The organism is uncultured Tateyamaria sp. (assembly GCF_947488715.1).
GTDB lineage: Bacteria > Pseudomonadota > Alphaproteobacteria > Rhodobacterales > Rhodobacteraceae > Tateyamaria.
Genome location: NZ_CANLAG010000003.1, coordinates 288467 through 311924 on the forward strand (window position 1 = coordinate 288467; position 23458 = coordinate 311924).

Here is a 23458-nt window from a genome sequence, read left to right on the forward strand (position 1 = left end):
TGCGCAGTGCAGGGCCTTGATACGGAATGCCAAAACTCGGCCAAAGGTTCCAGTGTTTAAGTCTGTTTTGGGGATAAGTCGCGGCCAAGCGCCTGACATAGTCAGGTTTTGACGTAGCCCGCGACCACCTGAAGCAAACGGAAGGCCGTTGCCGCGTCATTTTCCACAACGGCCATGAAATCTTCTTCGCCGATGCGCAGGCAGGTGAGGTCCGATTTGGCCCGCATATCCAGCGCGCGCGGCTCGCCCCGGATCAACCCCAATTCGCCGACCAGCGCGCCCGCGCCAACAGTCGCGATCAGTTTGTCCTCGGCATCGTCCAACGGCAGCAGAAGGTCCGCCTCGCCGTCGATGATCATGTAAGCGCCATCCTTGGCGTCGTCATTTTTGTGAAACACGTATTCGCCGGGTGCTGCCGCATACCACCGCGCGCCAAAGGCCAGCAGGCGCAACTGTTTGCGTTTCAGCCCCGAGAACAGAGGCGCGGTACTGAGTGCATCCAGTTTGCGGGCCAGGTCCGCGCCCACTTCGCTGTCTGCTTCGGCGCGTGCACCCTCGGCCCCGACCAGACGGCCCTGACGGATCTCCACATGCATGTCGAAGGCGTCTTCGTCCTCGAAACCTTCTCCGATGAAGATCAGCGTGGCCTCAGGCAACAAGGTGCGCAGATTGTCGACCAGCGCGTCCTGCACATCCGCGTCATAGCTAGACATAGCCTTGTCGAGGATCAGGATGTCGGGGCGTTTGATTGTGGCCCGGCTGATTGACAGCGGTTCGGCAAAAAGTGCGGGCAGGTTGGCACCCCCCAAGGCAATGGGCACGTCAAACACGAGTTCAAGGACAAGGGGGCTGATGCCCTCATCGGCCAATACCTGAGCGACGACACGGCGCAATTCTTCGCCGCGTGTGCCGGCACTGTCCGACACTTTGCCATAAAGCGCGTTTTCCAGCACCGTCAGACCGCAGACATAGCTGTCGGGCGAAATCGCCTCGAACAGCGGGTCCATCTGTTGGCGCAGCGTTTCGGCGTGGTTGCGGCGCATGTCGAGCACGCGGGCCTTGACCTCGTCCGGAAAGGACGGGCCAACCTGTTCGGCGGTCACACTGGTCGGGACGCTCAACAACAACGCAAGCTCACCATCGGAAATTTCGCTGCCTGCCGGTTTGCGGTTCACCAGATCCAGCGCGGCCTCATAGACCTCGGTTTCCAGCCCGACCTTGCGGAACAAGGGGTGATCGGTGCCGTTCGCGCCAAAGATCTGGCGGAGCATTTCGATGATGTTGCGCGCCAGGGTCTCAAGGTTTGCGGCCAGTTTGAGCTGATGCAACAGGCGCAGGAATTCGAGTTTGGCCTCGATGATCTCTGGCGTGATCTTTTCTCTAGGCGTCGCAAAGAGCAGGTTTTCCGCCACGGGCAGGGCCGGGTTGTACTGGTCGGGATCAAAGGTGTGGACATACCGGTCGAGACCCGCACGTGCCACGGCATCTGCCACCTTGGGGCGCACGGCGATCAACGCCTCGGTCAATTGCGGGTGCGTGTCGGCGTCATAGGTCTGGTCCATGGTGCGGCGGGTCAGGATGTCGCCACTGCCGGACCGGTCGATCAGGGTGTACCACCACGCCCGCAAAGCATCGCGGTCAGCCACGCCCGCAATGCTGGGATCGACCCAGCGGGCCTTGAGCATGTCGGGGCTGTTACCTGCACGAACCGCCTCGTCGAAGAATGCGTTCGGGTCGCCGGGCGCGATTGGGGCCATGCGCATCGGCATCATCACGTTCTGGCCGTAACTGCCCTTAAACAGGATGGGGCGCGAATTTGCGTGACCGATACGGCGGGCAATTGTGACCTGATGCAGCGACTTGATGTCGTGGCCTGACAGGGTGACCATGCCGGATGTGGGCAGTGTCTCGCGTGTCAGAACCTCGGACAGGGCGCGCCGATCTTCGTCGTTTGGGGCGGAAATGCCGACTGTCGCGCCTTTGGGAAAGGTGGCTGTGATGTCTTCGAGCACCGGGTTTCCGTCGCCGTCCCGCACCGTCACTTGATTCAGCACAATCTCACCCGTCAGGCGTTCGGGTTCCGGCGCTTCGCCGTAGAACAGTGCGTCGTCGATCATGCCTTCGGGGGCGAACCGTTCGGTGATCGTTTCCCAGCGCAGCGACATGTCCGCCGTCTGGTTGTAGTAGGCCAACAGCTCTTTCCACGGGCTCGACAGGTCCTTGTATGCGGCGAGTGCCGCCACCAGCGCGCCAATCGTGACGTCACCCTGAATGACGAGGTAACCACCGATGGAGAAAAAGAAAAACGGCGTCAGCTGGGTGATGAAGTTGTTGAGAAACTTCATAAAGAATTTCTTTTGGTAGATCTGGAACCGGATTGCAAAAAGCTGACCCAGCCGGTCGCCGATCATTGCCATGCGGTAGCGCCAACCGCCGTTCACGCGCAATGTGCCTGCGCCCGCAGCCCCTTCGCCGATCTCTGCTGCGAGGGCGCGTACCTGCACCACGCGTTTCTTGTTCAACTGGTTGATCTGCTTTTGCAATTTCGGGATCAACCAAGCCTGCAAGGGGATCAGGGCAATGGCAGCCAGCCCAAAGGCCACGGATTGAAAAAACAGAAAGCCAAGGATCGTAAGCATCTGACCGGCCTGCAAAACAGGCTGCGCCACGGCGTCACCCATCAGGCCACCCATAGGCTCGCTTTCGGCGGTGACCATGCTGACCAACTCGCCCTGGCTGGTGCGCTCGAAGTAGGGCTGTGGGAACCGCAGAATGCGCGCAATCAACGTATAGCGGAACCGCCGCAAGAGCCGCTCAGCCAGCACACCCTTCATGGTATTGATCCGCATCTTCATCAGGCCGTGCAGCAGCACCGCCACGAGGAACCCGCCGCACAGGATCATCAAATAGCTGATCTGTTCGAATTCGTAGCCGTAGGCTGTAATTGTCGACGTGCCCGAGCCGATGGCGTCGTTGATGATCCGCTTGGGCAATTCCAGTGTGAGATACAGCAACGGAAACAGCGACAGCGTCACCACCAGTAGGATCAGCTGGTCACGTTTCGAGTATTTCCAGATAAAGGCGAAAAGCGTGCGTTCTATGGGACTTGATCCAAATTCTGCAAAAGGCGGAACGCCTTTCGTGGCGACAGAGTATCAACGGGCTTTCGCACAAATCAATGGTCTGTGGTGATCCGTGATGCGGATCGGGTTGTGAGATACGTTGCGACAATCGCAATGCCCGCCTAGGATGTAAATCAACACGAACCAAAGGACTGTCCTTGGCTGATCCAATAACCTTCGCTCTTGTGCTGCTGTTCTTGTTGCAGGCCAAGCATCTGTTTGCCGACTTTTACCTGCAAACGCCGCGTATGCTGCGGGACCGAGGGCGATATTTGCATCTGGGCCGGTTGCAACATGCGGGCCTGCACGCGGTGGGATCACTGATTGCGCTGGTGCTGATGGGGGTGCCGGTGGGGCTGGCGATTGTGGTGGCTTTGGTCGAGTGGGCGGTCCATTTCCACATCGACTTTGGCAAAGGGCGCTGGTCGGATCACACCGGTCACGGGCCGCATCAGGCGGGCTACTGGCGCGCGTTTGGCGTTGATCAAGCGCTGCATCAGTGGACATATCTGGTGATGGTGTGGGCGGTCCTGCCCTAGGCGATTGCGCTATTCAGCGGCGGCCCGGTCGGCGCTGCGGGCGCCGAAGGTTGGCACCGGATCGGCGTATCCTTTGAGCGGGATCGCGGCCAGTTCGTCAATCGCTACGCCATCCATATCGGTTCCCGCTTCACGCGTGGCAGCGTCGATCAAAACCTGTCCGGGCTCTGCCTTGGAACACAACCGCGCGGCCAGATTGACGGTCGATCCCAGCACCGTGTAATCCATCCGGCTGGCGGCACCCATTGCCCCCATGACGACCTCACCAGAGGCGACGCCGATGCCCACATGCAGGTTATAGTCCGGGAATTTTTCAAGCAGGTCCTGCATCGCGTCGATGATCTGGACTGAACAGCATATGGCACGCTGTTCCATGTTCTCGCCCTCGAACACGGCGACCAGCGCGTCCCCGATGAACTTGTCCACATCTCCCTGATGTTGAACCACAATCTTGTTCTGAACTTCGAAGTATTCGTTCAGGGCTTCAATCACGACTTCGGGTGCGACACGTTCGGAAAACTCGGTGTAGCCGCGGATGTCGGTAAAGATGACCGACACCTTTTTGCGCACGCCGCCGCGCTCCATGCCTTCGCCCGAGTTCTTGATGGCCGACATGGTGCCGTGGCTGACAAATTTCATCAGCTCAAGGCGTTCGCCCAGTTCCGCGATCATGGTGTTCACGCGGCCAGACAATTGCCCCAGCTCGTCGCGGGAGGTGACGTTGTTCACGCGGGCGCTGAAATCGCCCATCCCGACCTTTTCCACGATCTCGCCAATGCGCAGGATCGGGCCAGTCAGGCGGCGGGCAAAGATCAGCGCGCCGATGCTGGCCAGAGCAAAGCCCAACGCGCCGATGATCATGATCTGCCGGGTGATCGCGTTCACGACCGCATAGGCGCTTTCTTCGGTCAGTTCGGTGATGACGGCCCAGGGGAACCAGTCGGGAAAGGCATAGGCACCCAGAACATCAGTCCCGTCCGGGCGGGTGTAGGTCTGTAGCGCGTTGGCGCGTGCACCCGCCACGATGAGGGGCAGGGCGGATTGCACAATCTCGCGGTCGAGTACCAGGTTCTGGTCCTCTTGCAGCACGGTGCGACCGGCCTGGTCTATGACGGTGATCTCACCGCGCTGCGCAAAGGGGTGACGTTGCACGAGACGTGACAGGGACGACAGTTCGATCCGCGCAGCCAATGTCACCTGACGGCCCGCGATCTTGGTGTTCAGGGGCAAGGCCAGCGTGGCGATCCAGCTGCCTGTCTCTTCGATCCGCGAGATCAGCGGGCGTCCGAATTGGCCGGTGTCTTCGATGCTGGTGATCAGGTCAGCGGGCACCGTCAGCACCTGCACCGGGTCAAGGCCAAGGGCTTCGAGCCGTTTTGAAAACGCCTGATCCGTCGCCATGATCGGCAGGTTGGACCCGGCGACGGCAAGCTGCATCGACACCACATCCGGCAATTCCTGAAGGCCCAGCGTCAGCAGCGACACCTTTTGCGGCACGTCCAGTTCGTCGCTGTCGATCCCGTTCCGGATGACCATGAGAGGCGACAACCACCGACCCTGATAGGTCGTGTCGAACTGGCCCTGAAGCTGCGCGGCAACCGTCGTGAGGTCTTCGTTGGCGGCGGATTTCAGTTCATCCCGGCTGAGCTGTTCGAGATTGCGCCCGACAATAGCCAGCGGTGCCACCGCCAGAAGCGTAGCAAAGACAAAGAATTTCAGGCGCAACGGAAACCACATGGGCGCACAGTATCCGATTCATGCCGCGTGGGATATGGCGGTATTGCTGACCTTAGCCGTCGCGGCCACGCGCAGTGATGACGGCGGTATCCGTGGTTGTGCCACTTGCCAGACCGGTTGTGTCATGGGCGCTGACGCTGACGGTAAAGGTCCCGGCGCTGGTATAGGCATGGCGCACAATGGCACCTGTCGCGGTTGTCCCGTCACCAAAGTCCCATTCGATCCGCAGACCGTGGCCGTCGCCGTCCAACGCATCGCTGGCGTCGAACACCACCACGTCATGCGCGGCCCCAACCAGAACGTCGCGATCCGGTCCGGCATCGACAACCGGCGGCGTGTTGACCAGAACAACCAATCCGTCCGTGCCGGTGGCGCAGTCGGAGCCGCTGTTGTCGCGCGCTGTCAGAGTTACATTCACCGGTCCGCTGGTGTCAAACGACCGCTCGACCTGCACGCCTTCGAGGGTGACGCCGTCGTCAAACGTCCAGGTGTAGCCGGTCAATGTGCCATCCAGGTCGCCCGAAGCGCTGGCGTCGAACTGGACCACGTCGCCCGCATTCACCACTTGGTCGGGGCCTGCAATGGCGGTGGGTGCGGCGTTGACCCGCACATAGATTTCCTCGGCGCGGCGGCTGTTCAAGAGGCCCTTGCCGTCATCCAGCGACACTGTCACCGGGAAGAGACCTGGCGCGTCAAAGCTGTGCGAGACAGATGCCCCTTCGGCGGCGGTGCCTGCGAACGACCACGCAACGCTGGTCCCATCGTCCACCGAAACGGACCAGGGGTGTGCCACGCCCGCGCACATCTGGCGGTCAACGGACAGGCCAACAGTGGGTTCAGGGTTCACGACGATGTCGCGGTCAATTGTGACGGCGGAGTTTCCGACGCCCGCATCGTCCATCACGGTCAGGCGAAGCTTGTAGGTGCCAGGCGTGTTATACGCATGTGCAACAACAACACCGGATGCCGTGGTTCCGTCGCCAAAGTCCCAGGCATAGCCGGTCAGTGCACCATCTGCGTCCACAGAGGCCGAGGCGTCAAAGACGGCGGCAGCACCAACGGCAACGCGGTCCGGTCCATCGAGGCCGGCCATCGGTGCTTCGTTGACGATGACCTTGCGCCGTGTTTCGACCTTGTCGAGGCCAGAGCTCAACCCTTCGAGCCGTGTTGTGAGGCTGGCAAAGTAGATGCCGGGTTCCGCAAAGGTGTAGGACACGCTGTCGCCAGTTGCGGTGCCGCCGTCTGAGAATGTCCATTCCTGTGCTGTTACAGTTGCCCCGTCGAGGTCGTTGATCTGTGCCGAGAAGGTGGCGGGCAGGCCGGTGGCTGCGCGATCTTCGGCCATGATCAGCTGTTCGGGTGCGGGCAGGACCTGAATGTTGGCGGTGTCCGTGTCCAGCGGGCTGCAATCGCCCACGGCTTCGCCCTGGATGGTCAACGTCACGGGGTAGTTGCCGGGGTTCTTGAACCGGTACTCTGGCCGCTCACCACTGGCCGTACCGCCATCGCCCATGGTCCAGTTGAACGCATTGACCGCGCCGTCGGCATCCGTGGATCCCGACCCGTCAAAGCGGACCGGTTGGTTGGTGTAGACGGTCATGTCATCCCCGGCGTCGGCGATCGGTCCTTCGCGGACCAAAACGGCGATGCGGTCCATGTCACTGCCCCAGGCCGTGCCCTTGCCGTTGCGCACGCGCAAGGTCACAGAATATGCGCCGGGGTTCTCGTAAATCTTGGTCGGGTTGATCAGGTCTGATGTCGACCCATCCCCAAAGTCCCAGGAATAGAGCAGCAGCCCGCCATCAGGATCGACGCTGTCTGAGGCATCAAAGAGGATGGATTCGCCTGAACAAACGTCGCGGTTGCCGCCTGCATCCGCAAGCGGGCGGGCATTCACTACAACGGTTGTTGCATCAATGGCGGTTGCGTTGGACAGGCCGGTGCCATCGTCCACACGCAATGTCACCGGGAACTTGCCGGACCGCGGATACACGTGCGTGATCTTGCGCCCCATGCGCAGGGGCGATCCGTCGCCCATATCCCACGTGTAGACCAGCGCATCGCCATCCGCATCGGCCGACCCGGAGGCATCCAATGTGACTTGCAAGACGTCGGTTTCCAGATTTGGACCGGCCTCGGCCACGGGAGCCGCGTTCACGCGCACCTGCAAATCATCGGTTGCGGTGGAATTCGCGACCCCGGCTGCGTCTGTCACAACCAATTGGACGGACCACGTGCCGGGTGTGTCGTAACTGCGTTCCACCCGTGCCTCTGTTTGCGCGGGGTATCCGTCGTCGAATTCCCACAGGTAGCTGACAATTTCGCCGTCGGAGTCAAAGCTCTGGCCGCCGTCCAAGATGACTGGATCGCCGGGTGCCACCAACAGGTTTGACCCTGCTTCGGCTACGGGTTGCGCGTTGACGGTGATCAGGACATCGTCGTCGTCCCGCGCTGCGCCGCCACGGAAGCCGTCGAAAACGGACAGGCCGATGCGGTAAGTGCCGGGATCGGCGATGGCGTGGCTTATGCGCTCCTGCGCCTTGGTTTCGCCATTGGGCAAGAGCCACTCAAAAGCCCCGATCACGCCATCGGGATCAAGAGAGGTACGCGCGCTCAGAACGAACTCTTCATTCGGGGCGACGACCTGTGGAGGGCCTGCATCCGCGATGGGGGTCGCATTGACCGTGACCATCATCGTGTCGCGGTTGGTGTTCAGGGGCGCACCGCTGGCGTCGCGGACCACGAGTGCAACCTCGTAGACACCGGGCCGGGCATAGGCGTGGACAGGGCGCGGGCCGGTCGCCGTGGCGCCATCGCCGAACTGCCATTCATAGGCCGAGATTGTGCCGTCCGGATCCATCGACGCCGTGCCATCAAATTGCACATCCGAGGCGGTCACGAACTGGTCTGGTCCGGCATTGGCAACCGGCGCTGCGTCGATGACGATCTGCCGTGTCGTACTCTGAGTCGCCGAGGCCGTACCGCTGTCATCTGTGACTGTCAGAGCAACGTCGTAAACGCCGGGGGCGCTCCAGGCATAGCTGACGGTCTGGCCTTCGCCGATGGCTCCGTCGCCAAAGTCCCACAGATAGGACAGGATGATACCATCGGCGTCCGTGCTTTCTGCGCCGTCCAACTGAGCGGCCTCACCAACCGACGCGGGGCGTTCAGGGATCACAATCACCGGCTCAGGTGGTGCATTCACACCAATCAGCATTGTGTCGACCGCGCTTGCATTCGCCACACCGCTGTCATCGGTCACAGTAAGGGCAACAGTGTACCGGCCCGGCGTGTCATATGCGTGCTGGATCGCAGCACCATTGAGCGTGGTGCCGTCGCCCATGTCCCAGACATAGTTGGTGACTGCGCCGTCGACGTCATAGCTGGCCGCGCCATTCAGGCTGACAGTTTGACCAACCTTGGCAGTCTGGTCCGTGCCCGCCTCTGCGATTGGGGCAAAGTTCACCATGACATCGCGCGTGGCGACGCCAAAGTTACAGGGATGCAGGCTGTCGTCGCTGACGCGTAAGACAACGCGGTAGGCACCCGGCTGGGCATATTGCTTTTCTGCGGTTGGCCCTTCGACCTGTTCACCGTCGCCAAAGGACCAGACATAGCGGGTGATCGGGCTGTCGGAAGGCTCGGACGCTGTTCCGTCAAAGGGGATCACCTCTCCCGGTGCGACCACGATGGCGGGACCGGGTTGTGCAACTGGCGCGGCGCGCACATGGACGGGGACGTCAATGGCGGCACCGGCACCGGCGCGGTTGCCTTCTTCCAGCACTTTCAAAGTGGCGGTGTAGCGGCCCGGCTGTTCATAGAGGTGGGCAATCACCGGTTCGGCGGCGCTGTTGCCGTCGCCAAAGTCCCAGATGTAGGACAAGGGATCGCGCCCGATGGATCCGCTGCCGTCAAAGGCGACGGATTGGCAGTTTGCAAGCGGGCGACCCGTGCCAACGGCTGTGGGTCGTGCAGGTGCCAGTGTCCTGCGTGGCGGCATGTGCAGTGGCAAGGGCGCGCCGGTGCCGTCGAAAACGGTGACGGTCACGTCATTTGGGGTTTCGAACCCCTGCGCGAGGCTCAGCGCGAGGTTGGTGTCCTTGGTGTCAACGCTGTCCACCGTCCAGAAATCCTGGCCGGAGACCTTGACCGGCAAGTCGGCGTAGTCCGTCACGATGGCGATATCACCATTGGCTGCGTCAAAGCTCTGAACGGTGTACGGCCCCTGGGTGCCAGCAAACCGGACGCGCGTGGCGGTGCCAGCGGTGGTCCAGCGGATCGTCGGCTGATAGGCAAACATCTCAAGGCCTTCGGGCGCGCGGTCCCGGTCGCGGGCGCGGCTCACGCCAACGGAAAAGCCATTGCCGTCATTGCCGCGTGTGCCTTCGACGTCGATGCGGAAATAGGCACGCCCGTCGATCTGCTCGCCCTGGCGTGCGCGCACGGCACCTAATGTCACCCAGCGTCCGTTGCTGGCGCGGTCGCTGTCATAGGCCCGTTCCAACACGGCGCGTCCCGGACCCGTGACAGGGAATTCAGGACGGGCGCGATCAGCGCGCGCGCGGTCTGTGACCATGCCGGGCCGCTCGGCGTCAGAATAGGCACCCTCTGCACCAAACACGCGGAACGTGGTGACGGAATCGCGTGGCCCGCCGTAGGTAAAGTCATCGGTTCCAAAGATTTCGGGGTCAAAAAGGCGCACAAACACGCGTCCGGGCGTGTCCGAAGGGATGGAAAAGAAGATTTGTTCGCGCCGGTCGACATCACCCTCGCGGGTGGGGGCCTGAGCGCCGTAGACGACAATCAAACCTTCGTCCACGGTCTGGGCAGAGGCCGGCACCACCGCAATGATCAGCAGCAGTGCAACCACACGCCCCAAAATGCGCATCGCAATTCCCGTCATACTTCTTCCTCCTCGGATCGGCCCCGCTATCGCGCGACACCGCCCAACACATTCACCGGAACGCAGCGTTCCCAGCGTAGTCTTCAATCACAACTTCGATCAGTTCGAGCGCCCCTGCCTCGGGCGGTAGGGCCGCGCGGCACAGGCCCGCGGCGCTGTCACACCGCAAGAAGCCTTCGCGCTCTTGCGCGCCGACCTGCAACAGGAACGATGCCGCTTGCCGCAAACCGCTTGGATCGCTGGCCTGAACGACAATTTCGATCGGGCCATTTGCGCCCTTGGGGCGGCCCACTTCGACCGACTGCACATCAGGCGGGTCGATGTCATAGAGCGTCTGAAGCCGCGTGGCGTTCACGTTGCCCACGGTGTCCGTGGCCACCAGATCAAACAGGTTCAGACCCTGCACCAGGCTGAGAGAGACGGCGAACCGCCCCTGGTCCAGCGGCACGTCAGCCCCGTTGATGGTCAGTTGTGCCGCGTCACCCGCATCACCGATCAGTTCGATCTCGTCCAGATCGGTCGCTTTGGGTGGTGGGCTGTCCAGCGTTGTTTCGGGCGGTGTGCGGTCCTGGATCACTTCGAAATCCAGCCGCCCTTCGATCAATCCCGACGGTCCTAGCACCGCGAGTGTGTAGCCTTGGGGTGTCTCGCTGGCCGGTACGGAAAAGCTGATGGCACCGGCGGGGCCAACAACCGCGCGCAGGACTTCGGTGCCGCCGGATTGGACAAGCACGTCAGCGCCTTCGGCGGCAGTTGATGCGGCAAAGACGGAAAGTTCGCCGGACCGTGTGGCAAGGGCATTGCCGAGGCGGGGCAGTGTGGGTGACAGGCTCACGTCGACCTGCGCCGCAGGGCGATAGACCACCGTCTGCGCCGTCGCACTCTCATTGCCCGCGGCATCCACCGCACGCAGGGTCAGGATGTTCGGACCGGGGTTCAGCGTCGTTTCAACGATAAAGCTGCCGTCGGCACCCAGCGGCACTGGCGCACCGTTCAACTGCACTTCGGCGTCGGGTTCTGACGCGCCAAAGATTTCGATGGCGGGTTGGGTCACAATCTCACCGTCACCGGGGGCCAGCAGCGTCAGGAACGGCGGCGTTTCATCCACGCGCAAGGTAAACGACTGTGGCACGCTCCACTGACCGGGCAAGCCCAGGCGGTCCAAGGCCGCAACGCGCCAGTGATAGGTGCGGGGCGGCAGTGGGGCAGTGTCCAGTGTTGTGCCACGCACGCCCCATTCCGACACCTGCATCTGGTTGAAACCGGGGTCGACTGCGACCTCGACCCAATAACCTTCGGCGCCCTCAAACGCGCTCCACCCTAGAGGGGCAAATCCGTCATAGAGGATTGCGCCCAATGCGGGTTGCTCCAATGCGGGGGCATCCAAAACTTCGGCACGTTGCGCACCATTTGAGGTCAGAACGAGGCCCTCGTTCTCGTTGATCTGGATGGTCTCGTTGCCGTCCGACACCTCGAGCGCAGGGGTGTCATAGTTCACAAACCGGGCGCCGGTTGCGTCGTTCTTGATCCAGAAGTCACCCGAGTTGGTCGTCGTCTCGACACCGGGCACATCCACTTCGAACGCGGTCTTTTCAGATAGCTGGTTCAGCAGCGCGTAAAAGTCGCCGTTCACGAGGCTGACTTTGGTCACTTCGGTGCCGGTTAACGGGTCCGAACGCATCCGCTGAATGGTTGCGTTTGAGTTGGCGTTCAGGCGCAGGCGGCTCAGATCGCGGAACGTCACCTGCGTGGTGCTATCGGATAGCGTGCGCACGCGCTCGAACTCGACCAGAACATCGTTCAGACCGCGGCCGCTCCAACGCGGCTCCTCTGGCGCGCGCCCCTCGACGTCGCCCTGCACATCCGACACAACCGCTTCTGCTGCGCGGTCGCGCTGCGCTATGGAGATGTCGAGCGCCTCCATTGCCAACAGGGTGGCGATATCCGACAGGTCGACAACCTCGACCCATGCGCCGACCTCGCGCTGGCCGACGGCGGCCTCGCGGTTTTCGAGGGCCTGGCCAATCTCGACAGGCGCGAACACCTGTGCACCTTCGGCGTTTGCCGCTTGGATCGCTTTGAGTGCCTTGGCCAGTGCCGCGTCCGCTGCGCGCACCTGTTTGACCGGCATCTGCAATTCGGTGCCCGGCACCACGGCTGCGGGCGACGCGATGGCATTCAGTTCCAGAACATAGGGCCAAAGGTCCGGGTCGTTGAGGTGTTCGCTGACTACACCGCGCAGCGTATCGCGCTCGCCAAAGACAACCACTTCGAGCGGTGCATCAAGGTCGGATGATTGCGCAGACGTAGGCGAAACAGGGTACATCAATACACCCAGAACAAGCGCCACAATGCGTATGGAAGTCAGTTTTTCAAAGCCACGCAAACCGCTTCCCCCCAGATTAAAGTGTGAAAAAAGGAATTAAAGTTGGTTAATGCGCAGAGTGTCAGGGGCGGTGCCGTATGTGGCAAGTCATTATTTCATGACTTGTCGTTCACTGTCGCGTGAGGGGTAACGCCATGCCCCGCTCTGCGTGTATTGTGTCGTTTCGGGCAACAAAACGGGCAAGCCGAAGAGGCGAAATCGAATCAATCGCGCCAGACGGACGACTGCTGCGCATGGGTGATGGACCGGGCGAGACTGGTAAATTCAACCTCCAGGTGTTTTCGGAATCTGCGCGCGGCGGGCGATGCGGTTTCGTCCACCGGATACAGAATGCCCAGGTTACGCGGCGCGTGTTTGATATGGATGTCGAGTGCGGTGACTGATTTGAGATGCCGCAGCATGAACACCACCGCGTAGGGCAGGATGGTCAGGCTGTCCGACCCCTCCAGAACGGTCCGTACCGAGCTGATTGAGCCGCCGGAGAAGCTGACCTTGAAATCGTCTACCTCGATTTCTTTGAGGATCGCTTTCATGTCCTCGTAGAGCGGGCTGGTCGTAGGCGGCGCGATCCAGGGATAGGGGGCAATGTCGCTCAGTCGCAGCGTCTTTTTGCGGGCCAGTGGGTGCCCCACGCGGCAGGCGATCACGTTGCGCCCCTGCATGATTTCCTCGAATGCCAGCCCGTCAGGCACTGCGCTGGGCGGCAGCGGGCAAATCGCCAGATCCAGCGTCCCATTGTTCAGATCCCGGATCAGGCTGTCGGCATAGCCATAGCTTTGGTCGATACGCACGTTGGGGTGTGCCATCTGGAACCCGGCGATCATCGTGGCAATGACGGCGTCCATGAAGACCGGCGTACCCGCCACGCGCACGGCGCCGGTCTTGCCTCCTTTGTACAGGTCAACCTGCGCTGTCGCCTCAAGACCTGCCGCACGGATGATGCGCCCCTGGGCGGCCAAGGCTTCGCCCAATTCCGTAGGGATCAACGGTCTGCGTCCGGCTTCGAACAGGGGTAGGCCCAGCCGCGCCTCCAGTGTTGCCAGCGAGCGCGACAGGGACGGTTGCGATTTGCCCAACGCACGGGCGCCTTGCGTCAGACCACCCGCGTCCACGACAGCGGCCAGTATGATCAGGTGGTTTGGGTCCATAAACATAACCCAAAGGTATAATCGCCGCGCCAAATCATATCAACTTGACGGATTGCGCATCGTATCGTCGGAGCATGTCCATTCAAACACTCCCCGCCCCACGGGTCCTGTTTGGTGCAGGTGTCCGCTGGACCGTTCAGGATGAGCTGCAGCGCATTGGCGGCACGCGGGCGTTGGTGTTGTCAACGCCGCATCAATCCGACGCAGCGATGCGCATCGCCGAAGCGTTGGGGCCATTGGCCGCGGGCGTGTACGCGCGGGCGCAGATGCACACCCCCGTCCACATCACCGAGGACGCGGTTGCCTACTTGAAAACGGTTCAGGCGGATTGCATCGTGTCCATTGGCGGCGGGTCGACAACCGGTCTGGGAAAGGCGATTGTGCACCGCACAGGCGTGGCCCACGTCACCATTCCCACAACTTATGCAGGGTCAGAGGCCACGCCGATCCTCGGGCAGACCGAGAATGGCACAAAGACCACGCTCAGTGATCCGCGTGTCGTGCCGGATGTCGTGCTCTATGACCCTGAATTGATCGTTTCGTTGCCCGTCGAGATGACGGTGACATCGGCATTGAATGCCATCGCGCACGCGGCCGAGGCGCTATATGCGCCAAACCGGACACCAGACTCCGATGCGCTGGCCACCCAAGGCATGGCATGTTTCGCCAAGTATTTGCCCGATGTTATCGCCGATCCCTCAAATCTGAAGGCCCGGCAAGAGACGCAGCGCGGCGCCTATGCCTGCGGCGCGGTGCTGGGTCAGGTCGGCATGGCGCTGCATCACAAGCTCTGCCACACGCTTGGCGGTGCGTTTGATCTGCCGCACGCCGCCACCCATGCGATCATCCTGCCACATGCCATTTCCTACAACAGTCGCGCGGCGCGGCTGGAACTGGGCCCCGTGTGCGAGATTTTTGTGGGCGAGACACCGGGCCTCGCGCTCCACAACTTTGCAGCGGCTTCCGGCGCACCACTGGCCCTGCGCGATCTGGGTGTCACCCTGGCACAGCTGGACGACGCGGCGGACCTTGCCACCCAAAAACCTTACCCAAACCCGGCGCGTGTGACCCGCGACGGCATCCGACAACTTTTGGAGGCCGCCTGGTCAGGCGCGCCGCCACAGCACTGAACAGACCTTGGAGGAGGACAATTTATGGCGGACATCGAAACGGACGTCCTGATCATCGGCACAGGCCCGGCGGGGTCCGCCACTGCGGCGCTGCTGTCGACCTATGGGATCGAGAATATGGTGATCAACCGCTATCGCTGGTTGGCCAATAGCCCGCGCGCCCACATCACCAATCAACGCACGATGGAAGTGCTGCGCGATCTGGGCCGCGAGGTCGAGGATGAGGCCTATATGCACGCCACTGAGCAGGATCTGATGGGGAGCAATGTCTTTTGCGAAAGCCTGACCGGAGAGGAACTTGGACGCATCCAGACCTGGGGCACGCACCCTCTGAGCCGGGCAGAGCACGCCTTGTCGTCGCCCAGCCGCATGAATGACCTGCCGCAGACGTTCATGGAACCGCTGTTGTTCAAGACGGCCTGCGCCCGCGGCACGCAGGCGCGGATGTCCTGCGAATACCAGAGCCACGTGGCGGATGGCGATGGCGTGACCACAACGGTTCTCGACCGGTTGACCAACACAACCTTTACCGTCCGCTCGAAATATCTGGTCGGGGCGGATGGTGGCAATTCGGCGGTAACAGAGAACACAGGGCTGCCGATTGAGGGCAAGATGGGTGTTGCAGGGTCCATCAACCTGCTGTTCAAGGCCGACCTCACCAGCCACGTGGCGCACCGGCCGTCGGTTCTCTATTGGGTGATGCAGCCCGGATCGAATGTCGGCGGTATCGGCATGGGCGTGGTCCGCATGGTCCGACCGTGGAACGAATGGCTGGCCATATGGGGCTATGACATCGACGGCGAACGCCCCGAACTCGACGACGAAGAAGCCAAAAAGATCATCCGTGATCTGGTTGGCGATCCCGATCTCGATATCGAGATGCAGGGCATCAGCTATTGGACCGTGAACGACGCCTACGCCACCCAGATGTCCAAGGGGCGGGTGTTTATCATGGGGGACGCCGCACACCGGCACCCGCCATCGAACGGGCTGGGCTCCAACACGTCGATCCAGGATGCATTTAACCTGGCGTGGAAACTCGCGGCCGTGCTCAAGGGGCAGGCGGGTGAGGCGCTGCTGGACAGCTATGACGCCGAACGCGCACCCATCGCCAAGCAGATTGTCACGCGCGCCAACCAGTCCATCGGTGAATTTGGTCCCATCTTCGAGGCGCTGGGCCTGATCGGTCATACGGACCCGCAGGTCATGCAGGCCAATATGGACAAACGCTGCGACAGTTCGGACGACGCAGAGGCACAACGCGCAGCATTGCGCGAGGCGATTGCGTTCAAAAAGTACGAATTTGATGCCCACGGCGTCGAAATGAACCAGCGGTATCGCTCTGGTGCAGTGGTCACTGACGGCCAGATGGAGCCTGCCTTCGATCTGGATCACGAACTGCACTACCAGCCGACCACTTGGCCGGGCGCGCGGTTGCCGCATGTCTGGTTGTTTGACGCGCAGGGGCGCAAACTGTCCACGCTGGATTTGACGCAGGGTGGATTTGCCCTGCTCACCGGATTGAATGGCTCCGCCTGGGCGCAAGCCGCAGAAACGGTCGTCCAAGAGATGGGGCTGGCACTCAGCGCGCATGTGATCGGCCCGCGTCAGGCGCTGGTGGATCACACCGGTGACTGGGCCCGCGCCCGCGAGGTGGGTGATGCGGGCTGTGTGCTGGTGCGGCCCGACCACCATGTCGCCTGGCGCAGCGAAGGGATGGCAGACAATCCCAAGGCGGAACTCACCCGCGTCCTCAACACCATCCTCAGCACAGGAGCAGCGACATGAGCGCAGGCGACGGATATTTCACCGAAGAGAACTCGGCCGAGGTTGTGGCTGCGCGAAGCCAGACAGACAATGCGCGACTGGATCAGTGCATAGAGGCGATCGTGCGGCACATGCACGCCTGCATCAAGGAAATCGAGCCGACCCAGCAGGAATGGTTCGACACGATCATGTTCCTGACCAGGACCGGGCATACCTGCACCGACTGGCGGCAGGAATTCATCCTGCTGTCGGATGTGATGGGTGTGTCGATGCTGGTCGATGCGATCAACAACCGCAAACCGGTTGGCGCGTCAGAAAGCACGGTGCTTGGGCCGTTCCACCTGCCGGATGCGCCCGAATTGCCCATGGGGGCGAACATTTGCCTCGAGGACAAGGGCGCTCCGATGCTGATAAAGGGGCGTATCCTCGACACGGATGGCGCGCCTATCGACGGGGTCAAGATCGACGTGTGGCAGGCCAACGACGAAGGGTTCTATGACGTGCAGCAAAAGGGGATTCAGCCCGATTTCAACCTGCGTGGCGTGTTTCGGACCGGTGCGGACGGCGCCTATCACTTCCGCGGGGTGAAGCCGAGGAATTATCCCATCCCCGAGGACGGCCCGGTGGGGCAGTTGATGAACGCGCTGGGGCGGCATTGCTGGCGGCCTGCGCATCTGCACTACATCCTGGAGGCGGATGGGTTCGAAACCCTCACGACGCACATTTTCGACCCGGATGACGAATACATCCATTCCGATGCGGTGTTTGGGGTCAAGGAAAGCCTGATGGCAAAATTCGACCTCATCGAAGATCCGGATCAGATCGCTGCGGCGGGCATGGATGGCCCGTATTTTGAGGTCGTCCACGACTTCGTTCTGGCCCCGCGCTGATGCGATACGGACGGCAGAGACACATTTTCCGCCGTCCTTTCCATTGACAGCGCGCGCTTCCACTGGCTCACATGCCTGAAACCCCATTGGGCCAATTGGAAGGACAGACCATGATGAGAACCCGTGCCGCCGTTGCTGTCGAAGCTGGCAAACCGCTTGAAATCATGGAGGTGAACCTCGACGGTCCCCGCAAGGGCGAAGTGTTGGTCGAGATCAAGGCCACGGGCCTGTGTCACACGGACGAGTTCACCCGTTCCGGCGCTGATCCCGAAGGCATCTTTCCGGCAATCCTCGGCCATGAAGGCGCAGGCGTTGTGGTCGAAGTCGGCGAAGGCGTCACAACGCTGGAAGTGGGCGACCACGTCATCCCGCTCTACACGCCGGAATGTCGTGAATGCGAATACTGCCTGAACCCGAAAACGAACCTGTGCCAAAAGGTGCGTGCAACGCAGGGGCAGGGCCTTTTGCCTGACGGGTCGACACGGTTTTCGATGCTCGATGGAACGCCCATCCATCACTACATGGGCTGCTCGACCTTTGCCAATCACACCGTTGTCCCCGAGATTGCCCTGGCCAAAGTGCGCAAGGACGCGCCGTTCGACAAAATTTGCTACATCGGTTGCGGCGTGACGACGGGCATCGGTGCCGTGATCAACACGGCCAAGGTCGAGATCGGCAGCCGCTGCATTGTCTTTGGTCTGGGAGGCATCGGCCTCAACGTGATCCAGGGTCTGAAACTGGCAGGCTGTGACCAGATCGTCGGCGTGGACCTCAACGACAGCAAGGTCGAAATGGCCGAGCATTTCGGCATGACCGATTTCGTGAACCCGTCCAAGGTCGAAGGGGACATGGTCGCGCATCTGGTCGAACTGACTGGTGGTGGCGCGGACTATACCTTTGACGCTACAGGCAACGTAAACGTCATGCGCACGGCTCTCGAGGCGGCGCACAAGGGTTGGGGTGAATCGATCATCATCGGCGTGGCCCCCGCAGGTGCCGAAATCTCGACCCGTCCCTTCCAACTGGTCACGGGGCGTGTCTGGCGCGGCACCGCCTTTGGTGGTGCAAAGGGCCGCACTGACGTCCCCAAGATTGTCGACTGGTACATGGACGGCAAGATCGAGATCGACCCGATGATCACCCACAAATTGACACTGGACGAGATCAACCATGGTTTCGACCTGATGCACGAGGGCAAGTCGATCCGCGCGGTTGTCGAGTTCTAAAAACCCCATTGCCAAACGCCAAACAGAGACCCGGATGCATGCCAGCGTCCGGGTCTTTTGGTTTGATGGGGCCATGAAATCGCACGACCTCGCGTCACGGCGTGATTTCCATACGTGTTGGCGCGATCTGCAGGTTTTGTGCGGGCCTTGCAGTGCTATCTATGCGTCAGGCAGCATAGGGAGGACGCCATGCAACTGACCGTCAATGGAACCACGCATGATGTGGATGTCGAAGATGACATGCCCCTGCTGTGGGTGCTGCGGGACGAACTGAACATCAAAGGCGTCAAATATGGCTGTGGTGTTGCGCAATGTGGCGCTTGCACCGTGCACATCGACGGTGTTGCCGTGCGGTCCTGCCAGACGCTCGCGGCAGATGTCGATGGCCCTGTCACAACGATCGAAGGGTTGGGCACGCCAGACGCGCTGCACGCTTTGCAAGAGGCGTGGATCGAACATCAGGTTGCGCAGTGCGGATACTGCCAGTCGGGCCAGATCATGCAGGCGGCGGCCCTTTTGTCCGACATCCCATCCCCCACCGATGCCGACATCGACGACGCCATGAGCGGTAATCTCTGCCGTTGCGGTACGTACAATCGCATCCGCGCCGCCGTGAAAACCGCCGCTGGCAAGTTGCAGGAGGCCTGAGCATGAGCCGTATCGGAAAGATCGCACGCCGTAGCTTCCTTGTTGGGTCCGCAGCTGTTGTTGGCGGCGTGGCCTTTGGCTACGTGATGTACAAACGGCCTGTAGCCAATCCGCTGCTGGATCAAGTGGCCGAGGGCGAGGCGGCGTTGACGCCATATGTGCGGGTTGATGCGTCAGGGATCACCCTGATCACGCCGCGCGCCGACAGCGGGCAGGGGGCCTATTCGGTTCAAGCCGCGCTTATCGCCGAAGAGCTGGATGTAGAGCTGGACCAGATCCGCGTCGATCCCGGCATGCCCAGTCCCGCGTACTATAACACAGCCCTAAGCGCGGAGGCCGCGCCGTTCCGATCCACAGATGACAGTTTTGCCGCGCAATCCACGCGGGGCGTCATGGACGCGCTGATGAAATTCCTCGGGATGCAGATCACCGGCGGGTCCACAACCGTACCCGACAGCTTTGAAAAACTGCGCCTGGCCGGTGCGGTGGCACGCGAAACACTCAAGGCCGCAGCGGCACAGCAAACGGGCGTTCAGGTGGCTGACCTCAAGACCGCGCGCGGCATGGTGGAACTGCCGGGGGGCGATACGCTCCGGTACGAAGACCTCGCGCCCATCGCTGCGACATTGGACCCCGTGAACGACGTCACCCTGCGCGATCCCAGCACGTGGCGTTTGGTAGGCAAGGCGATGGAACGGGTCGACATCGTTGCAAAGTCGACAGGCACCCAGAGCTATGGCATCGACTTTGAGGTCGAGGGCATGGTGCATGCAACCGTCCGGACCAACCCGCGTCGCGGTGGCGGGATGATTGAATTTGACAGCGCGTCAGCCGAACAGATGCGCGGCGTGCAGGCGGTCGTGCCGATTACCAACGGCGTCGCGGTGGTGGCCAACAACACATGGCGGGCGATCCAGGCCGCCAATGCGATCGACATCACTTGGGCGGATGCGCCATATCCGGCAGAGATGGAGGAGCATTGGCAAACCCTCTCTGACAGCTTTATCGAGGATCGACGCGACAGCCGCATGCGCGACGATGGCGACGTGGACGCGGCGCTGGATGGCGCAGAGGTGATCGAGGCCGAATACCGGGCGCCCTATCTGGCCCACGCGCCGCTAGAGCCGATCACGGCCACCGTTCAGGTCACAGAGGACCGTGTCGATGTGTGGACCGGCACACAGGTGCCGCGATTTGTGCAATCCAACGTGGCGAAACTCTGCGACATGGACGCCGATCAGGTGTTTGTGCACGTGCTGATGATGGGCGGCTCCTTCGGGCATCGCCTCGAGGACCGCGTGGTGCGTGAAGCCACGGAAATCGCGCTGCAACTCAAAGGTACGCCGGTCAAACTGACCTACAGCCGCGAAGAGGACATGACCCACAACGACACCCGCCAGATTGCCATGGCGCGCGGGCGCGGCACGGTCAGCGGGGGCAAGGTGGACGCATTTGATCTGGGCATCGCGATGCCGTCGGTCATCGCAAGCCAGATGGGCCGCCAAGGGTTTCCTGTTGCCGGGCCGGACTTGCAGATTGTGGCGGGCGCGTGGGAACAGCCCATGCAGATCCCGCACTACCGCGTCTCGGGCTACCGCGCGCCGGAACTGGCACCGATCACGTCCTGGCGGTCGGTTGGCGCCTCGACCAACGGGTTCTTCCATGACGTGTTCCTCGACGAACTGATCCACGCCGCGGGCGCCGATCCCATGGAGGAACGGCTGCGCCTGTGCTGGCATGCACCATCCCGCAAAACGCTCGAAGCGGTTGCGGAAATGTCCAATTGGGGCGCGGCTCTGGGGCCAGACAAGGCGCGCGGCGTTGCGTTCTGTCTGTCCTTCGGTGTGCCGACCGCCGAGGTGATCGAGGTGACAAACACCGCAAATGGCATCCGCATCGACAACGTCTGCGTCGCAGCCGAGGTCGGAACCGTTGTCGATCCGGTGAACTTCGAAAACATGGTGCAAGGCGGCGTGGTCTGGGCGTTGGGTCATGCGATGAACTGCGAAATCACCTATTCTGACGGCATGGTCGATCAGCAGAATTACTACGACTACGAAGGGATGCGCATGTTCCAGGCCCCGGTGATCAACGTGCGTGGCTTGGAAAATGGTGATGCTGTGCGCGGGGTGGGTGAACCGATGGTGCCGCCCGCCGCTGCGGCCCTGTCCAACGCGATCTTCGCCGCCACTGGTCAGCGCATCCGCGAGATGCCGATGAACAAGTTTATCGATTTCGTCTGACACAACGGATCACGCACGAACGAAACAGGGCGCATGGAAACATGCGCCTTTTTTCGTATCGACGCAGGGATGGCCGTTTTGTATACACATTGTATGCAATCCGACTCACCCCCCAAAGAACGGACCTATGACGCCCTCGTTTCTGCCATCCTGACGCTGGACCTCAAACCGGGTGCCGATCTGGACGAGGCCCGCCTTTGCGCGGAGTTTGGTCTGTCTCGTACGCCGATGCGCGAAGTGCTGCGGCAACTGGCAGGCGAGGGGTATGTGGTGCTGCGTCAGAACCGCGGGGCGCAGGTCTCTGACATGTCGCACGCCTCCTTGCGCGCGTTTTTCATCGCCGCGCCAATGATTTACAGCGCGATACTGCAACTCGCAGCTACCCACCGGACCGACGTTCAGATCGCGGCGCTGAAATCCGCACAAGAGACGTTTTGCAGTGCGCTCGACACCGGAACCGCCGCCACGCGCGCGCTGGCCAATATCCAGTTTCACCGCGTCACTGGCGACATGGCCGACAACCTGTACCTCAGCCCCAGTTTCAACAGGCTGCTGCTGGACCACGCCCGCATCTCGATGACGTTCTACGCGCCGGGCGATGCGGATCAGTCGGACAATGTGGCGCTGGCCCGCGCCCAGCATGACGCCATCATCGAAGCCATTGCGGAAAGGGACGCGGCAAAAGCCGGGGAACTGGCCATCGCCCACTGGCAACTGTCGCGGGACGAGATCGAAAAATACGTGATGCCGAATGCGCTGGACGCGCCTCTGGGCATGGCGGGCTAAAGGGAACGACACATGGCACCGCGTATGGAATTCAATGGCATCTACACACCGGCCGTGACGCCGTTCAACGCCGATCACACGCCCGACTTTGGCGCGCTCGAGGCTGTGTTGGACCGGCTGATCACTGCCGGTGTGCACGGCATCATCTCGGGCGGGTCCACCGGCGAAAACTATGCAATGACCGTGGCCGAACGGCTTGAGGTCGCGCGCCAGACTCTGCGCATCGTGGATGGGCGCGTACCGGTGATCATGGGCACCGGGGCCATGTTGCCCGCCGACAGCATGGCGCTGGCGCTGGGTGGCAAGGACATGGGGGCCGCGGCGTTGCTGGTCGCAACACCGCCCTATGCCGTACCGACCGAGATGGAAAATGCGCTCAATACGCTGGCCATCGACAAGGCGGCTGACCTGCCCATCATGCTGTACAATTATCCCGGTCGCATGGGCGTGAACATGGGTGAGGAATTCCTCGACCGAGTGGGCCGCAGCCGCAATATCTGCGCGATCAAGGAAAGCTCGGGCGACATCAACCGCGTGCACCTGCTGGCGCGCGACTACCCACATATCCAGATGTCTTGCGGGATGGATGATCAGGCGCTGGAATTCTTTGCCTGGGGCGCACAAAGCTGGGTCTGCGGAGGGTCAAATTTCCTGCCAGCCGAACATCTGGCCCTATGGCGCGCCTGCGCTGTCGACGGCGATTTTGCCAAGGGCCGCCGCATCATGTCCGCGATGATGCCGCTGATGCGCGTGCTGGAACAGGGCGGCAAGTTCGTCCAGAGCATCAAATACGGCGTCACCGTCGAAGGCATCGACACCGGCGCCATCCGCCCGCCGCTCAAGGCGTTGAACAAAGACGACAAACGCGCGCTCGAACAGGTGATCCGCGTTCTCAAAACCACCATCGCCGCCATCGAAGAGGAGGGGTGAGGC

14 protein-coding genes are annotated in these 23458 nt (G+C 61.7%); 9 read left to right on the plus strand and 5 right to left on the minus strand.

Annotation, left to right across the window (positions count from 1 at the left end; translation table 11 throughout):
- Positions 1 to 101 precede the first annotated feature (101 nt).
- Positions 102 to 3047 carry an ABC transporter transmembrane domain-containing protein gene (locus Q0936_RS09300; RefSeq protein WP_299378087.1) on the minus strand — a complete coding sequence of 982 codons (2946 nt, stop codon included), beginning with the start codon at positions 3045 to 3047 and terminating at the stop codon, positions 102 to 104.
- A 233-nt stretch (positions 3048 to 3280) separates the two neighbouring features.
- Here Q0936_RS09300 and Q0936_RS09305 point away from each other — a divergent pair, with 233 nt between their 5' ends.
- Positions 3281 to 3661 carry a DUF3307 domain-containing protein gene (locus tag Q0936_RS09305; RefSeq protein ID WP_299298045.1) on the plus strand — a complete coding sequence of 127 codons (381 nt, stop codon included), beginning with the start codon at positions 3281 to 3283 and terminating at the stop codon, positions 3659 to 3661.
- A 9-nt stretch (positions 3662 to 3670) separates the two neighbouring features.
- On the opposite strand, the gene Q0936_RS09310 is transcribed toward Q0936_RS09305, so the two are convergent.
- The 4 genes from Q0936_RS09310 to Q0936_RS09325 all read right to left on the minus strand — a co-directional run bounded on the left by Q0936_RS09310 (position 3671) and on the right by Q0936_RS09325 (position 13835).
- Complete coding sequence (locus Q0936_RS09310; protein ID WP_299298043.1) at positions 3671 to 5398, minus strand: adenylate/guanylate cyclase domain-containing protein; 1728 nt, start codon at positions 5396 to 5398, stop codon at positions 3671 to 3673.
- Between the two features lie 52 nt (positions 5399 to 5450).
- Positions 5451 to 10301 carry a PKD domain-containing protein gene (locus Q0936_RS09315; protein WP_299298041.1) on the minus strand — a complete coding sequence of 1617 codons (4851 nt, stop codon included), beginning with the start codon at positions 10299 to 10301 and terminating at the stop codon, positions 5451 to 5453.
- A 52-nt stretch (positions 10302 to 10353) separates the two neighbouring features.
- Positions 10354 to 12627, minus strand: coding sequence for a FecR domain-containing protein (locus tag Q0936_RS09320; protein WP_299378047.1), 2274 nt, complete (start codon positions 12625 to 12627; stop codon positions 10354 to 10356).
- A 263-nt stretch (positions 12628 to 12890) separates the two neighbouring features.
- The gene (locus Q0936_RS09325) at positions 12891 to 13835 is read right to left on the minus strand and encodes a LysR family transcriptional regulator (protein WP_299378050.1); all 945 of its coding nucleotides are present in this window, start codon (positions 13833 to 13835) and stop codon (positions 12891 to 12893) included.
- A 74-nt stretch (positions 13836 to 13909) separates the two neighbouring features.
- Here Q0936_RS09325 and Q0936_RS09330 point away from each other — a divergent pair, with 74 nt between their 5' ends.
- From Q0936_RS09330 to Q0936_RS09365, 8 genes are all read left to right on the plus strand, one after another.
- Positions 13910 to 14965 (plus strand): maleylacetate reductase, encoded by a 1056-nt coding sequence (locus tag Q0936_RS09330; RefSeq protein WP_299294499.1) that lies wholly within the window; start codon positions 13910 to 13912, stop codon positions 14963 to 14965.
- A gap of 24 nt (positions 14966 to 14989) precedes the next feature.
- A complete protein-coding gene (locus tag Q0936_RS09335; RefSeq protein ID WP_299294501.1) occupies positions 14990 to 16753 on the plus strand; it encodes an FAD-dependent monooxygenase in 1764 nt (587 codons plus the stop codon).
- Positions 16750 to 17622, plus strand: a complete 873-nt coding sequence (locus Q0936_RS09340) for an intradiol ring-cleavage dioxygenase (RefSeq protein ID WP_299141586.1) — start codon at positions 16750 to 16752, stop codon at positions 17620 to 17622. The genes Q0936_RS09335 and Q0936_RS09340 overlap by 4 nt, the downstream gene beginning before the upstream one ends.
- 113 nt (positions 17623 to 17735) lie before the next feature.
- Positions 17736 to 18848 carry an S-(hydroxymethyl)glutathione dehydrogenase/class III alcohol dehydrogenase gene (locus tag Q0936_RS09345; protein WP_299142248.1) on the plus strand — a complete coding sequence of 371 codons (1113 nt, stop codon included), beginning with the start codon at positions 17736 to 17738 and terminating at the stop codon, positions 18846 to 18848.
- Between the two features lie 189 nt (positions 18849 to 19037).
- Entirely contained in the window at positions 19038 to 19496 is a 459-nt protein-coding gene (locus Q0936_RS09350) for a (2Fe-2S)-binding protein (protein ID WP_299141584.1), read from the plus strand.
- 2 nt (positions 19497 to 19498) lie between these two features.
- Positions 19499 to 21739 (plus strand): molybdopterin cofactor-binding domain-containing protein, encoded by a 2241-nt coding sequence (locus Q0936_RS09355; RefSeq protein WP_299294503.1) that lies wholly within the window; start codon positions 19499 to 19501, stop codon positions 21737 to 21739.
- Positions 21740 to 21832: 93 nt separating this feature from the next.
- Positions 21833 to 22525, plus strand: a complete 693-nt coding sequence (locus Q0936_RS09360; protein ID WP_299294505.1) for a GntR family transcriptional regulator — start codon at positions 21833 to 21835, stop codon at positions 22523 to 22525.
- 24 nt (positions 22526 to 22549) lie between these two features.
- On the plus strand, positions 22550 to 23455 hold the full coding sequence (locus Q0936_RS09365; protein ID WP_299294514.1) for a dihydrodipicolinate synthase family protein: 906 nt from the start codon (positions 22550 to 22552) through the stop codon (positions 23453 to 23455).
- Positions 23456 to 23458 lie beyond the last annotated feature (3 nt).

Bases quoted from the DNA above. Each gene is read 5' to 3' on its own strand.
- Q0936_RS09310 (WP_299298043.1), bottom strand. From the start codon at position 5,398: ATGTGGTTTCCGTTGCGCCTGAAATTCTTTGTCTTTGCTACGCTTCTG.
- Q0936_RS09315 (WP_299298041.1), bottom strand. From the start codon at position 10,301: ATGACGGGAATTGCGATGCGCATTTTGGGGCGTGTGGTTGCACTGCTG.
- Q0936_RS09320 (WP_299378047.1), bottom strand. From the start codon at position 12,627: ATGTACCCTGTTTCGCCTACGTCTGCGCAATCATCCGACCTTGATGCA.
- Q0936_RS09325 (WP_299378050.1), bottom strand. From the start codon at position 13,835: ATGGACCCAAACCACCTGATCATACTGGCCGCTGTCGTGGACGCGGGT.
- Q0936_RS09330 (WP_299294499.1), top strand. From the start codon at position 13,910: ATGTCCATTCAAACACTCCCCGCCCCACGGGTCCTGTTTGGTGCAGGT.
- Q0936_RS09335 (WP_299294501.1), top strand. From the start codon at position 14,990: ATGGCGGACATCGAAACGGACGTCCTGATCATCGGCACAGGCCCGGCG.
- Q0936_RS09340 (WP_299141586.1), top strand. From the start codon at position 16,750: ATGAGCGCAGGCGACGGATATTTCACCGAAGAGAACTCGGCCGAGGTT.
- Q0936_RS09345 (WP_299142248.1), top strand. From the start codon at position 17,736: ATGAGAACCCGTGCCGCCGTTGCTGTCGAAGCTGGCAAACCGCTTGAA.
- Q0936_RS09350 (WP_299141584.1), top strand. From the start codon at position 19,038: ATGCAACTGACCGTCAATGGAACCACGCATGATGTGGATGTCGAAGAT.
- Q0936_RS09355 (WP_299294503.1), top strand. From the start codon at position 19,499: ATGAGCCGTATCGGAAAGATCGCACGCCGTAGCTTCCTTGTTGGGTCC.
- Q0936_RS09360 (WP_299294505.1), top strand. From the start codon at position 21,833: ATGCAATCCGACTCACCCCCCAAAGAACGGACCTATGACGCCCTCGTT.
- Q0936_RS09365 (WP_299294514.1), top strand. From the start codon at position 22,550: ATGGAATTCAATGGCATCTACACACCGGCCGTGACGCCGTTCAACGCC.